General features: G+C 68.6%; 12 protein-coding genes. 1 reads left to right on the plus strand and 11 read right to left on the minus strand.

Translation table 11 applies throughout. From position 1 onward, the window contains the following. Positions 1-6 precede the first annotated feature (6 nt). From gltX to JSQ98_RS04570, 3 genes are read right to left on the minus strand one after another with little or no spacing between them, the layout of a single operon-like run. Positions 7-1,527, minus strand: coding sequence for a glutamate--tRNA ligase (gene gltX / locus JSQ98_RS04560; protein WP_200331854.1), 1,521 nt, complete (start codon positions 1,525-1,527; stop codon positions 7-9). 10 nt (positions 1,528-1,537) lie between these two features. Beyond that, positions 1,538-2,839, minus strand: a complete 1,302-nt coding sequence (locus tag JSQ98_RS04565; protein WP_211648538.1) for an MFS transporter — start codon at positions 2,837-2,839, stop codon at positions 1,538-1,540. A gap of 8 nt (positions 2,840-2,847) precedes the next feature. Further along, positions 2,848-3,807 carry a LysR family transcriptional regulator gene (locus tag JSQ98_RS04570; RefSeq protein WP_090150148.1) on the minus strand — a complete coding sequence of 320 codons (960 nt, stop codon included), beginning with the start codon at positions 3,805-3,807 and terminating at the stop codon, positions 2,848-2,850. A 93-nt stretch (positions 3,808-3,900) separates the two neighbouring features. Between JSQ98_RS04570 and JSQ98_RS04575 the strand changes: the two genes are divergently transcribed. Continuing rightward, positions 3,901-4,953 carry an aminotransferase class V-fold PLP-dependent enzyme gene (locus tag JSQ98_RS04575; protein ID WP_211648540.1) on the plus strand — a complete coding sequence of 351 codons (1,053 nt, stop codon included), beginning with the start codon at positions 3,901-3,903 and terminating at the stop codon, positions 4,951-4,953. A 33-nt stretch (positions 4,954-4,986) separates the two neighbouring features. Here JSQ98_RS04575 and rlmN read toward each other — a convergent pair whose 3' ends face one another. The 8 genes from rlmN to JSQ98_RS04615 all read right to left on the minus strand — a co-directional run bounded on the left by rlmN (position 4,987) and on the right by JSQ98_RS04615 (position 14,101). After that, positions 4,987-6,294 carry a dual-specificity RNA methyltransferase RlmN gene (rlmN, locus tag JSQ98_RS04580; protein WP_211648541.1) on the minus strand — a complete coding sequence of 436 codons (1,308 nt, stop codon included), beginning with the start codon at positions 6,292-6,294 and terminating at the stop codon, positions 4,987-4,989. A 48-nt stretch (positions 6,295-6,342) separates the two neighbouring features. Then, on the minus strand, positions 6,343-6,780 hold the full coding sequence (locus JSQ98_RS04585; RefSeq protein ID WP_211648542.1) for a DUF779 domain-containing protein: 438 nt from the start codon (positions 6,778-6,780) through the stop codon (positions 6,343-6,345). Positions 6,781-6,806: 26 nt separating this feature from the next. Next, positions 6,807-8,330 carry an acetaldehyde dehydrogenase ExaC gene (exaC, locus tag JSQ98_RS04590; protein WP_211648543.1) on the minus strand — a complete coding sequence of 508 codons (1,524 nt, stop codon included), beginning with the start codon at positions 8,328-8,330 and terminating at the stop codon, positions 6,807-6,809. 135 nt (positions 8,331-8,465) lie between these two features. After that, positions 8,466-9,860, minus strand: a complete 1,395-nt coding sequence (locus tag JSQ98_RS04595) for a sigma-54-dependent transcriptional regulator family protein (RefSeq protein ID WP_211648544.1) — start codon at positions 9,858-9,860, stop codon at positions 8,466-8,468. Positions 9,861-9,945: 85 nt separating this feature from the next. Further along, positions 9,946-11,046, minus strand: coding sequence for a carboxylate-amine ligase (locus JSQ98_RS04600; RefSeq protein WP_211648545.1), 1,101 nt, complete (start codon positions 11,044-11,046; stop codon positions 9,946-9,948). Between the two features lie 57 nt (positions 11,047-11,103). Then, positions 11,104-11,898: a fumarylacetoacetate hydrolase family protein gene (locus JSQ98_RS04605; RefSeq protein WP_090149904.1), complete on the minus strand. Its 795-nt coding sequence runs from the start codon at positions 11,896-11,898 to the stop codon at positions 11,104-11,106. Further along, the gene (locus JSQ98_RS04610; protein WP_211648546.1) at positions 11,895-13,004 is read right to left on the minus strand and encodes a branched-chain amino acid aminotransferase; all 1,110 of its coding nucleotides are present in this window, start codon (positions 13,002-13,004) and stop codon (positions 11,895-11,897) included. Before JSQ98_RS04610 ends, JSQ98_RS04605 begins: the two co-directional genes overlap by 4 nt. Positions 13,005-13,036: 32 nt before the next feature. Next, a complete protein-coding gene (locus JSQ98_RS04615; protein ID WP_211648548.1) occupies positions 13,037-14,101 on the minus strand; it encodes a 3-isopropylmalate dehydrogenase in 1,065 nt (354 codons plus the stop codon). Positions 14,102-14,142 lie beyond the last annotated feature (41 nt).

Consider the following 14,142-nt stretch of genomic DNA (forward strand, 5'->3'; position numbering starts at 1 on the left):
TCGACGTCAGCCCGCGAGGTGCTGTTCCAGGCGCCGCAGACGCGCGAGCGACTCCTCGCGGCCGAGCAGCTCGAAGGACTCGAAGAGAGGAGGCGACACGCGTCGGCCGGAGGCAGCCACGCGGAGCGGTCCGAAGGCGAGGCGGGGCTTGATCCCGAGCCCGTCGACGAGCGCGGATTGCAGCGCCTCCTGAATGCCTGCCGTCTCCCACGCGTCGGCGGGGAGCGCATCGAGCGCCGCAATGCCCGCGGCGAGCACCTGCGGTGCGTCGTCCTTCAACGAGGCGAGCGCGTCGTCTTCGTAGTGCAGCTGCTCAGACGTGGTGAAGAGGAAGCCGAGCATGCCGACGACCTCGGAGAGCACGGTGACGCGGCTCTGCACCAGCGGCACCGCGCGGGCGATCACCGCGAGCTGCTCCTCCGTTGGTTCGATCTGCAGGGCTCCCCCCGCGATGAGGTACGGCAGAATCCGCTTCCCGAAATCCTCTTCCGACAGCAGCCGGATGTGATCGGCGTTGATCGCGTCGGCCTTCTTCTGATCGAAGCGGGCCGGGTTCGGGTTCACGTTCGCGACGTCGAACGCCGCGACCATCTCGTCGCTCGAGAACACGTCGCGATCCGGAGCAAGCGACCATCCGAGGAGCGACAGATAGTTGAGCAGGCCCTCCGGAATGAACCCGCGCGACCGGTGGTGCAGCAGGTTGGATTCGGGGTCGCGCTTCGACAGCTTCTTGTTCCCCTCGCCCAGCACGTACGGCAGATGACCGAACTGCGGGATCGCCTGCGCGATACCGAGCTCGACGAGCGCGTGGTACAGCGCGATCTGGCGAGGCGTGGACGACAGGAGGTCTTCTCCTCGCAGTACGTGCGTGATCCCCATCAGCGCGTCGTCGACGGGGTTCACGAGCGTGTACAGCGGCGCGCCGTTCGGCCGAACCACCACGAAGTCGATCGTCGATCCGGCGGGGAACGTGATATCGCCGCGCACGAGGTCCGTGAACGACAGGTCGGTGTCGGGCACTCGGAATCGCAGCGCCGGCTCGCGACCCTCCGCCCGGAACGCGGCGCGCTGCTCATCGCTGAGGTCGCGATCGAAATTGTCATAGCCCAGCTGCTTCGGCCGCCCGGCCGCGATGTTGCGCGCATCGATCTCTTCAGCGGTCGAGAAGCTCTCGTAGAGGTACCCGCCCTCGATCAGCTGCGCGATGACGCGCTGATAGATCTCGCCGCGCTCGGACTGGCGGTACGGACCGTGCGGGCCGCCGACATCGATGCCTTCGTCCCAGTCGAGCCCGAGCCACCGCAGCGAATCGATGATCTGGCTGTAGCTCTCCTCGCTGTCGCGGGCCGCGTCCGTGTCCTCGATGCGGAAGACGAACGTGCCCCCGGTGTGCCGGGCGTACGCCCAGTTGAACAGTGCGGTGCGCACCATTCCGACGTGGGGGGTGCCGGTGGGCGACGGGCAGAACCGAACGCGAACGTCGGCTCCGGTCGCGGTGGAAAACTGGGGGCTCTCGGTGTGTGACATCACCGTCATTCTAGCGTCGAGCGAGCACCCGAAGTCGAAGGCTCACGGCGATCCCGAGCACGATGAGCACTCCGGCAACGCTCGACAGCACCGGAAATCCGCCGACCGCGAAGAGCACCCCTGATGCCGCACCGAAGACGGCTCCCGCCGCGTTCATCGCGGTATCCGACTGCCCCTGCCGCGCCGGGCGCTCCACTTCGGGAGTCAGCGCGGTGACCAGTGTCGCGCCGGCGACCGTGACCATGCACCAGCCGAGCCCGAGCAGCACCAGCGAGGTCTGCACGACCACGACCGAACCGCCTCCGAACGCCGTCCCTGCGGCGGCCGCTGCGAGCACCGCGTAGCCCGTGAGCACCACCGGGATCGGGCCGAAGCGGCCCGCCGCGATTCCCGCGAGCGGGGAGAGCGCGTACATGCCGGCGATGTGGATGCTGATCGTGATGCCGACGAGCTCGATGCTGCCGCCGTGGTGCGTGAGGTGCAGCGGGGTCATCGCCATGATGCCGACCATGACCGCGTGGCCGAGGGCGACGAGCGCGATCGCGAGGAACTGCGGAGCGCGACCGACACGCATCGCCGTCGTCGGGGCCGGCGATGCCGAGGCTGGCTCGTCCGGTTCGCCGCCGAGCGCCGCATTGGCGTGGTCGCCTGCGGTCTTCGCGATCCCGCGCGCCTCCAGCAGCGGATCCGGCCGCAGGCCGAACCAGACGACCAGGCCGGCGCACAGCTGAGCCGCGATCGTGAACACGAAGATGCCGGAGAGCGCGTGCAGACCGAGCGCGTCGCCGAGGGTCTCTCCCGGTCCGATGAGATTCGGTCCGATCACCGCCCCGATGGTGATCGACCACACGACGAGCGAGAGATCGCGCGCGCGATGCGCGGGAGTCGCGAGGTCGGTCGCCGCGAAGCGGGCCTGCAGCTGCACGGCGGCGGCGATGCCGAGTGCGGCGAGACCGACGAAGAGCAGGACAGGAATCTCGACGAGTGCTGCTCCGATGACGAGGAGGGCTCCCCCGACGGCGAGCAGATTGCCGGTCGTCAGAGCGACTCGTCGTCCCCGACGAGCGGCGAGCCGTGCGAGCGGAATCCCTGCGACCGCGGCCCCCACCGCGTTCATCGTCGAACCGAATCCCGACAGCGCGGGGTTTCCGGTGACATCGGCGATGAGCAGGGCGCCGGCCGACAACGACGCTCCGATGCCGAGGCCCCCGAGCACCGTCGCGAGCGCGAGCACCGCGACCGAACGGCGCTGCAGAGCGCGCACGCCGTCTCCGGTCCGCGAATCCGGAGTCACCGGCTGTGCGTGAGGCATCTCGATCCCTACGCCGCGTGCGGGACGGTCTCGAGGTGCCACGCACTGCCGTCGACCGAGGCGAGGAGGCGCTTCGCGAGTCGCACCTGGGGGCTCTCGTTCGCCGTCGCCATCGATACCAGTCCGATGGTGCGATAGCGGGGCGGGTCGAGAGGCAGTGCGCAGGCGTCGTCGGGGAGGCTCCGCGCAGCTGCGAGCGCGAGTCCCGGTACAAGTGCGACGGCTCCGCCGGCCGCCGCCATCGCCAGCATGGCTGGCACGTTGTCGGTCTCCTGGATGATGTCGGGTTCGAAGCCGGCGTCGCCAGCCGCCGCGAGCAGATGTCCGCGGCATTTCTCGCATCCCGCGATCCAGTGCTCGGTCGAGAAGTCGCCGAGTTTCGCCGTGCGCTCCCCTGCGGCCCGCTCGTCCGAGACGACGAGGTGCACCTCTTCTCGCCACAGCGGCAGGAACGCGCTTCCGGCGGGCAGCTCGGCCGCGCCCTCGTAATCGAAGATGAGCGCGCAGTCGACCTCCCCGTCGCGCAGCATCGCCGTTGCGGCGGGCGGCTCGGCCTCGCGGTACTGGAGTGCGACGTCCGGCGCTTCCATCGCGAGCCGCCGCATCAGCATCGGGACCAGCGTGGCGCTGGCGCTCGGGAAGCCGACGAGCCGCAGGGTCCCGGCGCGCTCACCGCGCAGGTCATCGATCGCGGCCAGCGCGGCATCGATCTCGCTGACGACGGTGCGCCCGTGATCGGCGAGGATCTGCCCGGCCGTCGTCAGCCGGATACCTCGCCCGCTGCGCTCGATGAGCGGAACGGCGAGCCGGGTCTCGACTCGCTTGATGCGCTGACTCACGGCCGGTTGGCTCAGCCCCAGTGACGCGGCAGCAGCAGTGAGCGAACCGGTCGTGGCGAGCGCGTGCAGGATGCGGAGCTCGGTTGAATCAATCGAGGCGAGCGGATCGGCGGTGCGCATCGAAGTCATGGTGGCAGTGTACACCCACACATAACCAGACGCGAGGCAAAGCATAAGAATGATTCTGTTTCATTATGACTCACGGGCTCCTACGCTGGCAGCATGAACGCACAGACCACGCTTCTCGAGCTGCAGCGGCAGTACCCCTCGGTGCCCGGCTATCTCTCGGCCTGCACGGCGGGGCTGCCTGCGACCACCACCACCGCCGCGCTGCAGACCTTCATCGACGAGTGGTCGACTGGTCGCATGGACGCGCATCGCATCAGCGCTCAGGTCGAGCAGTGCCGAAGCCTCTACGCGGGGCTCGTCGGCGTCGCGCCCGAGCGCGTCGCCGTCGGCACGCAGATCTCCCAGTTCGCGTCGGTCGTGGCGACCGCGGTTCCTGACGGGGGCGAGGTGCTCTGCGTGGCCGGCGATTTCTCCTCGCTGACCCACCCGTTCGAACAGGCCGGCCGCAACGTGCGCGTGAGGTACGTCGAGCTCGAGCACCTCGCCGATGCGGTTCGCCCTGGCACGTCCCTCGTCGCCTGGTCGCACGTGCAGTCGGCATCGGGCGCAGTATCGGATCATCGAGCGATCCTCGCCGCGGCGGAGGCTGCCGGGGCGCTCACCTGCGTCGACCTGACGCAGGCCGTCGGCTGGCTCCCGGTGGATGCGGGCGACTTCGACATCACCATCTGCCACGCCTACAAGTGGCTCAGCGCGCCCAGGGGCTCAGCGTTCATGACCGTTCGCGCGGGTCTCGACGATGCCCTCGTGCCGATCGCTGCCGGGTGGTATTCGGCCGATGACCCTTGGAGTTCCTGCTACGCCGGGCACACTCCGCTCGCAGCGGGTGCCGGGCGCTTCGACCTCTCCCCCGCCTGGCCCGTCATTCCCGGTACCGTCGCCGCGCTCGAGACCATCGCGAGCATCGACACGGGTGCCCTGCACGAGCACGCGCTCGGTCTTGCGAACGCCGCCCGATCGGGTCTCGGGCTCGAACCGGGAGATTCGGCCATCGTCACCTGGAGCGACATCGAGGGCGTCGACCTGGCGTCGCTGACGCGCGCCGGAATCGTCGCCTCGGGACGCGCTGGCAACGCGCGCGTCGCGTTCCACGTGTGGAACACCCCTGACGACGTGGCCGGCCTCATCGAGGCGCTCAGGCGCTGAACCGGAGCGGTGGACCGTCGCTCGAGCTGCGGGTCAGCCCGCTGCGGCGAAGGCCTCGGCCTCGGCCACGTCTTGCTCGGTGGCCACCAGCTGCCCGCATGCGCCGTCGATCTCTTTGCCACGGGTATCGCGGAGCGTCGTGGGGATGCCGGCTGCGTTCAGGCGGTCGACGAATTCGCGGGTCACCTCCCGCGTCGATGAGGTCCAGATCGAGCCCGGTGTCGGGTTCAGCGGAATCGGGTTCACGTGCACCCACCCGCGACCGCGCTCGTTGAGCTTGTCGGCGAGCAGGTCGGCGCGCCAGCCGTGATCGTTCATGTCCTTGATGAGGGCGTACTCGATGGAGACGCGGCGACCCGTCGTCTCGTAGTAGTGGTAGGCCGCGTCGAGCACCTCTTCGACCTTCCACCGGCTGTTGACCGGGATGAGCTCGTCGCGCAGCTGATCGTCGGGCGCGTGCAGCGACAGCGCGAAGGTGATCGGAATGTTCTCGGCGGCCAGCTTGCGGATCGCCGGGGCGAGCCCCACGGTCGAGACGGTGATACCTCGCGCCGACATGCCGAGGCCCTCCGGCGACGGTGCGATCATGCGATGCACCGCGTTCATCACGCGTTTGTAGTTCGCGAGGGGCTCGCCCATGCCCATGAAGACGATGTTGTTCACGCGCTCCGGCTCCGCGCCCTGAGCGACGCGACGGGCGCCTCCCAGGCCGCCTTCGGCGATGACGCGATTGGCCTGCACGATCTGGTCGAGGATCTCGGCGGTCGACATGTTCCGGGTCAGCCCCGCCTGCCCCGTGGCGCAGAAGGGGCAGTTCATGCCGCACCCGCATTGGCTCGAGACGCAGAGCGTGATTCGGCCGGGGTATCGCATGAGCACGGACTCGACGAGCGCGCCGTCGAACAACCGCCACAAGAACTTGATCGTGTCGCCGTCGTCGGTCACCAGGCGCTTCACCTCGGTGAGCAACGGCGGGAAGAACGCCGCGGCGAGTTCCTCGCGGCGGCCCTTCGGAAGATCCGTCATCTGCTCCGGATCGGTCGTCCGATGCTCGAAATAGTGCTTGGAGAGCTGCTTCGCGCGGAACTTCGGCACGCCCAGCTCGACGACCTTCGCCTCCCGCTCCTCGAGCGTGAGGTCAGCCAGGTGGGTGGCCGGCTGCTTCACGCGCGGCGACGCGAACTGCAGTGTCGGGCGACCGTCGGGATCCGCGATCTGCTTCCAGCCCTCGGCCTTCGGGCGCACCTGCGGGCGAGCCGCAGCGTCGGCCGAGCGAGGCCGGGTTTTGCGCAGCGGCGTGCTCTCGGGAGCGCGGTCATGGTTGAGCTTGTTGGGATCCACACGTCTATTGTCGCAGGTCGCAGGCGCGACCCCCTCCGAGAGCGCCGATCAGAGCAACCGCGACCGGATGAGAAAGCGCAGACCCTCCGGAGCTTCGAGCGAGAAGCCGCTGCCGCGACCGGCGACCGCGTCGACCGTGAGATGGGTGTGCGCCCACACCCCGAACTGCTCCCGCGACATCCAGAAGCCGATCTCCCTGAGCGCCCCCGCGCGGCCGGGCGCCGAGCCGCTCTCACCGAGCGACGGCAGCTCGAGGGTGCCGAGCAGGACGTCTTGTCCGCCGGTGCGGAACTCGCCCAGCGGATAGCACATCGGCGCGCTGCCGTCGCAGCAGCCACCCGATTGATGGAACATGAGCGGGCCGTGCATCTCCCACAACCGCTCGATGAGCTCGATCGCCGCCGGCGTGAATGCCAGACGGCTCTCGGTCTCTCCGGCCACCTCTGGTCTCGCCGCCAGAGGCGCGACTGCGTCCGACCCGCTCATGATCCTGTCTCCTTGCCTTCGTCGGGTTAGAAGAATCCGTCGGCGCTCTCGCGGTAGCTCACGAGCAGGTTCTTCGTCTGCTGGTAGTGGTCGAGCATCATCAGGTGATTCTCCCGCCCGATGCCGCTCGACTTGTACCCGCCGAACGCCGCGTGCGCGGGGTACGCGTGATAGTTGTTCACCCATACCCGGCCCGCTTCGATCGCCCGCCCAGCCCGGTACGCGGTTGCGCCGTCGCGACTCCACACCCCCGCGCCCAACCCGTAGAGGGTGTCGTTCGCGATGCGAATCGCGTCGTCGAAGTCGGTGAAGGTCGTGGCCGAGACGACCGGGCCGAAGATCTCCTCCTGGAAGATGCGCATGGAGTTGTCGCCCCGGAAGATGGTGGGCTGAATGTAGAACCCGTCCGCGAACTCGCCCCCGAGGTCTTCGACGCCACCGCCGGTGAGCACCTGCGCGCCTTCCTGCCGCCCGATGTCGAGATACGACTTGATCTTCTCGAACTGGTCGTTCGACGCCTGCGCGCCGACCATGGTGTCGGTGTCGAGCGGGTTCCCGCGGGTGATGCGCTCGGTGCGCTCCACGACTGCGTCGAGGAAGTCCCCCGCGATGGACTCCTGGATCAGTGCGCGCGACGGGCAGGTGCATACCTCTCCCTGGTTGAGCGCGAACATCGCGAACCCCTCCTGCGCCTTGTCCCAGTAGCCGTCGTCCGCGCGCATGACGTCGTCGAAGAAGATGTTGGGGCTCTTCCCCCCGAGCTCCAGCGTCACGGGAATGATGTTCTCGGAGGCGTACTGCATGATCAGTCGGCCCGTCGTCGTCTCGCCCGTGAATGCGATCTTCCGGATCCGGGGATTGGAGGCGAGAGGCTTGCCCGCTTCCGCGCCGAACCCGTTGACGATGTTGACGACGCCGGGCGGGAGCAGGTCTCCGATGAGGTCGAAGAGGAACAGAATGGAGGCCGGCGTCTGCTCCGCGGGTTTCAGCACGACCGCGTTGCCGGCTGCGAGCGCCGGTGCGAGCTTCCAGGTCGCCATCAGGATCGGGAAGTTCCAGGGGATGATCTGTCCGACGACGCCGAGCGGCTCGTGGAAATGGTAGGCGACGAGGTCTGCATCGATCTGGGAGAGTCCGCCTTCCTGGGCTCGGATCGCGCCGGCGAAGTACCGGAAGTGATCGATCGCCAGAGGAATATCGGCGTTCAGCGTCTCGCGCACGGCTTTGCCGTTGTCCCACGTCTCGGCGACGGCGATGGCCTCGAGATTCTCCTCGATTCGATCGGCGATCTTGTTCAGGATCACTGCGCGTTCCGCCGGACTGGTCAGACCCCACGCGGGTGCGGCGGCATGGGCGGCGTCGAGCGCTGCCTCGATGTCTTCCGAGGTGCCGCGCGCGACTTCGCAGAATGCTCGGCCCGTGATCGGTGTGACGTTCTCGAAGTACTGCCCCCGCACCGGGGCGACCCATTCTCCGCCGATGTAGTGCTCGTATCGCGGTGCGAAGGTCACCAGTGCCTCGGGGTGGCCGGGTGCTGCATAGACGGTCATGTGCATCTCCTCTGACATCGTTGTCCGGGTCGATCCGCTGGTGCAGTGCGGATGCTCGACGGTAGAACGGTCGAGGTTGCACGGAGGTTGCACCTCCCGCGTCGCGGGTGCGCGCCGCGGATGCTGGTGCCCCGGTCAACTCGTGTCGCGGGCGAGATGCTCCAGTCTCGCCACCACGCGTGCCCGCTTCGGAGACAGCGCCGGCAGCACTTGCAGCAGCGTCTCCCAGACCTGCACGTCGTCGCTCGCCCAGCTCTGCGCGTAGGCGAACAGCGGGTCCGGGCCCGCCCACTGGAGCATCGCCTCGCGCAGCGTCGCGTCGACGGACGCCCGGAGCTGCTCGGCGATCGGTGCTCTGGAGGTCGGCAGCACCGGCCCCTCGTACGCCGCGAGCGCGAGGCGGTGGGCGCCCCGCCCAATTGCCTCGAGCGTCTCGTGCGCGTCGATCCGGATCCCGGGTACGAGCCGATACGGCTTCGAGCTGAGGTCGAGCTCCACGCAGTGCCGTTCCAACCACCTGCGCAGCCGCACCATCTCGGGGCGCAGCGTCCGCTCAGACCCCTGAGCTCCGTAGACCGCCTCCGCCAGCGCCCGCGCCGAGAGCCCCTGCGGGGCCGCGGCGAGGGCGAGGAGGATCTCGGCGTGCCTCCCGCTCACGGGCTCCGCGCCTCCGAGATGCTCGAGCAACGCGGGCTCACGACCGAGCACGACGAGACGTGGCAGGGACTGCGGTGCGCCGTGCGTCGCGCCCGTTGCCGCACGTGAGCGGGAAGGCGCCGCTGACGAGCGATTCCGAGCACCGCGATCCAGCTCGATTCGCCGGCGGAGCGCCACGAGCTGCAATTCTGCTTCGACCGCGGCGAGTGTCGCTTCCATGAGTGGCATGAGATGCGGCGACGCGGCGCCATCGCCGCCGGTGACGTCGATCACACCGATGATGGCGCCGCTTCCCGGGTCGTGCACCGGCGCTGCCGTGCAGCTCCACGGATGCACTGCTCGAGAGTAGTGCTCGGCGCCGAGCACCTGTATCGCGTGGTCCAGCGCGAGCGCGCTGCCGGGAGCGCTCGTGCCCACGGCCTGCTCCGACCAGTCCATTCCAGCACGGAACCCCATCTCCTCCGCCTGGCTGCGCAAGGTCCGATCACCGTCGACCCACAGCAGGCGCCCGGACGCATCCCCCACGGCGACGATGAAGCCCGATTCGCTCGCCTCATCGAGCAGCAACCGGCTCACCACGGGGAGCACACTCCCGATCGGATGCGTCGCACGCATCTCCGTCAGCTGTGCCTCAGACAGGGACGGACGTTGCGGGATACCGTCGGGGTCGATGGTCAACCGGCGGGATCGCAGCCAGGATTCGAGCACGACCGTGCGCACGGCAGACGCTTGGGCGAAGCGATCACGGAGCTCCGGATCACCGGCGAGCTGCGGCGAGCGGTCGTCCACGAACCGCTCGTGCGCCCGCTCAAGCAGCTTTCGTCGCTCGAGCACGGATTCGCCCCGTCGGAGCGCATGCCATCCGTTCGTCATCCCGACCCCTTCCTCGCGGTCTCGGATGCCTTGAGCGTACCCGACCGACGTCGGAGGCGGCACGGCCGTGCGCTGCCCCGGTGCGCTACCGTTCCCGGTGTCCGGCCCGGTAGAGCTCGAGCAGACCGGGCATGCCAGCAGCCCGCCAGCGATCCACCTGCACCTGGGCCGGCCCGCCATCGGCTCTCCGGCGGTCGAGGAACGCTCGCACAGTGTCGAGGTCTCCCGCGTGGGTCAGCTCATCCGACACGTATTCCAGGAGCCGATCGATGGCGTCGAAGGCAGGCGTCGGATTCCCCGTCACGGGATCCACGAGTTCGCTCCTCAGGCCGTTCCGGGCCGCGAGCCAATGCGCGCCCCGCACGACGTCCCGCTGCCACCGCGGCGACTCGATCCCCATGGCGGAGTCGCGCAGCGCCCGAGCGACGAGTGCGCGGAAGAGCACGCCGTAGGCGACCGCATCGCGGGGGTCGAGCTGCGCGTCGGCGAGACGCGCTTCGATGGTCGGGTACTTCTCGGAGAGTCGGATCGACCAGTTCACGAGTCCGCCGTCGAGCAGGGCGCCCGAACGCACCAGGTCGGCCACGACGCTGTCGTACTCTGCGGCATTCTCGAACCGCGGCGGGTACCCGGCTGTCGCCCACTGCTGCATCGACATGTACCGCCAGTCGGCGGATCCTGTTTCCTCACCCACCCACAGCGGGGAGTTCGCCGTCAGAGCGACGAGCAGCGGGGACCACGGCGCGATGCTGGCGATGGCTGCGACGCCCGCCTCTCGCGACGGCACCTCGACGTGCACGTGGGTTCCCGTGGAGTAGTAGCGCGTGACCATGCCTCGCATGGCCTCCTCGATGTCGGCGTAGCGCTGCTTCGCAACCCGGCTGCCCAGTCGATCGCCGCCGAGCGGCGGCAATCCGGTCCCGGCGAGCACCACTCCCAGTTGGTCCCCTGCTCCGGCCGCGGCGGACCGGAATGCGCTGAGAGCCTCATACGCCTCGTCGGCGCGCACGCAGATGGGAGTCGCCGTCTCCAGCTGACTGTGGAAGTACTCGTGCTCCGCCAGGTGCCCCGGGATCGCCGCGATGATCTCGTCCACGCGGTCGGAGGGCAGGCCGGTCGCCGAGTCGAGCAGCAGGTACTCTTCCTCGATGCCGAAGCGCGGCGAGGCGGGGAGGGAATCGGGCATATCAGCACCTGCTCCTTCGTCGGGAAACACCAGTGTGTCACAGCCCTCAGCCGGGACTCACACGACCCGGTTGCGCAGGATCCCGATGCCCTCGATCTCGACCTCGACGACATCGCCGGCTTCGAGTCGCCCCACCCCGGCGGGCGTGCCGGTGAGGATCACGTCTCCGGGCAGCAGCGTGAACGCCTCCGATGCGTAGGAGACGATGCGGGCGAGCGAATGGATGAGCTGAGCCGTACTGCCGTCCTGCCGCACCTCGCCGTTCACCCGGGTCATGACGCGCGCGTCGGCGAGATCAGGATCGGTCTCGATCACCGGTCCCAGCGGGCAGAAGGTGTCGAAGCCCTTCCCTCGCGCCCATTGCCCGTCCTTGATCTGGATATCGCGCGCCGTGACATCGTTCGCGCAGGTGAATCCGAAGACGTACTGCAACGCCTCGTCCTCCGGCACGTTCTTCGCCATCGCACCGATCACGACTGCGAGCTCTCCCTCGTGCTCGACGCGGTCGGAGACCGCGGGCCGCACGATCGCATCGCCGGGGCCGATGATCGAGGTGTTGGGCTTCAAGAACAGCAGGGGCTCCGCTGGCGCGCCGCCGTCGATGCCCGTCACGCCCTGCATCTCTGCGACGTGATCGGCGTAGTTCTTGCCGACGCAGACGATCTTCGAACGCGGAATGACGGGGGCGAGCAGCTGCACGTCTGCGAACGCGAAGCGTCGCCCAGTCGTCGCGTAGCCCGCCACCATCGGGTCGCCGGTGAGCTCGACGAGCTCGATATCCGCCCCCGCCTCCGCCTGATCGAGCACGCCGAAGGCGATCTCGCCGTCGACCTGGAAACGCGCGACCTTCATCGAGCCACCTCCGAACCCACCGGAACCATCACGTGCAACCAGCCGTGCCGATCCTCGCCCGCGCCGAACTGGATGCCGGTGAGCTCCTCCCGCAACGACATGGTCAGCGGGCCGGGCGCGCTGCTGCCGAAGTCGATCTCGAGATCGGTTCCCTTGAGGCGCTGGATCGGCGTGATGACAGCGGCGGTGCCGCACGCGAACGCCTCCGTGATCGTGCCCTGCGAGACGCCTTCGCGCCACTCGGACACGGTCACCTCGCGCTCCTCGACCGCGTGCCCCCGATCCCTCGCCAGCTGGATCAGGCTCCGCCGGGTGATGCCGTCGAGAATGTTGCCGTTCAGCTGCGGCGTCACGAGCGTGCCATCGGAGCGCACCAGGAAGAGGTTCATCCCGCCGAGCTCGTCGATCGTGTCGTCCGTCGAAGAATCGGTGAAGAGCACCTGCTGGCAGCCGTTCTCGGCCGCCACCTGCTGCGGCAGGAGCGAAGCCGCGTAATTGCCGCCGCACTTCGCAGCACCCGTGCCGCCCCGACCGGCTCGCGAGTGCTCCTCGGAGAGCCAGATGGACACGGGCTTGACGCCTCCGGTGAAATAGGGGCCAGCGGGGCTCGCGATGATCAGGAAGCGCGCGCGCTCGGCGGCGCGCACCCCCAGGAAGCTCTCGTCGGCGATCAGGAACGGTCGCAAGTACAGGCTCTGATCATCGCCACTCGGCACCCAGTCGGCGTCGGCGGCGACGAGCTCCTGAATCGCGGCGACGAACAGGTCCTCGGGGATCTCGGGCAGCGCGAGGCGGCGTGCGGATTCATTGAGCCGGCGCGCGTTCGCGTCCGGACGGAACGTGACGATCGAGCCGTCGGGGCGGCGGTACGCCTTCAGGCCCTCGAAGATCTCCTGCCCGTAGTGGAGTACCGAAGACGCCGGGTCCATCGGGATCGGCCCGTACGGCACGACCTCCGCGTCGTGCCAGCCGGCTTCCTTCGTCCACACGATGGAGATCATGTGATCGGTGAAGTGGTTGCCGAAGCCGGGATCGCGGAGGATCGCGTCGCGCTCGGTGTCGGAGAGGCGCTCTGCCTCGGTGTGGGTGAACTGCAAGTCGGTCATCAACATTCTCTCTCGCGTGGTGGAGTGCGCGGTCAGGCTCCGCGCGGCATCAGCTGGGCGATCACGGCGTCGCCGATCGCCCCCGTGCTCCTCGTCGCGGCGCCGCGCGAGGCGAGGTCGGCTCGGACAGCGGAACGCAGGCGTTCGCCGTCGGAGACGAGTCCCAGGTGATCGAGCATGAGACCGGCGGAGAGGATCGCCGCGGTCGGATCGGCCAGCTGCTTCCCTGCGATGTCGGGAGCGGAGCCGTGCACGGGTTCGAACATGCTCGGGAACGTGCCGTCGGGATTGATGTTGCCGGAGGCCGCGAGCCCGATGCCGCCTCCGATCGCGCCGGCCAGGTCGGTGAGGATGTCTCCGAACAGATTGTCGGTGACGATCACATCGAAGCGCGACGGATCCTGCACCATGAAGATGGTGGCGGCGTCGACGTGCATGTAGTCGACGGCGATCTCCGGGTACTCCGCGGCGACCGTCTGCACGATGCGCTGCCAGGTCGCGCCCGCGTGCACGAGCACATTCGTCTTATGCACCCAGGTGAGCTTCTTGCGTTGACGGGTGAGTGCGGTCTCGAAGGCGTAGCGGACCACGCGTTCGATGCCGAACGCCGTGTTCACCGACACCTCGGTGGCGACCTCGGCGTGCGTGCCGGGCCGGAGGCGCCCGCCGTTGCCCGCGTACGGCCCCTCGGTGCCCTCGCGCACCACGACGAAGTCGACGTCGCCCGGCTCGGCGAGCGAGGAGACGACCCCGGGAAACAGGGTGCACGGGCGCACGTTGGCGTAGTGCTCGAAGTCGAAGCGGAGCTTCAGCAGGAGACCTCGCTCGATGTTCGCGTGCTGCAGTCGCGGGTCGCCGGGCACTCCGCCTACGGCGCCGAAGAGAATCGCGTCTTGCCCGGCGATCGCCGCCTGCTCGGACTCGGGAAACGTCTCCCCCGTCTCGAGGAAGCGCTGCGCGCCGAGGGCGAACTCGGTGCGGTCGAGCACCACATCCCCGCCTTCCAGCACGGCGTCGAGCACACGATTCGCCTGCTCGATGACCTCGGGTCCGATCCCGTCGCCCGGAATGACGGCGAGCTTGATGATACGGGTCACGTGACGCTCCTTCGTATGCTGGACAACCCTTCCAGCATACT

This window comes from Leucobacter manosquensis, assembly GCF_018304845.1.
Lineage (GTDB): Bacteria > Actinomycetota > Actinomycetes > Actinomycetales > Microbacteriaceae > Leucobacter > Leucobacter alluvii.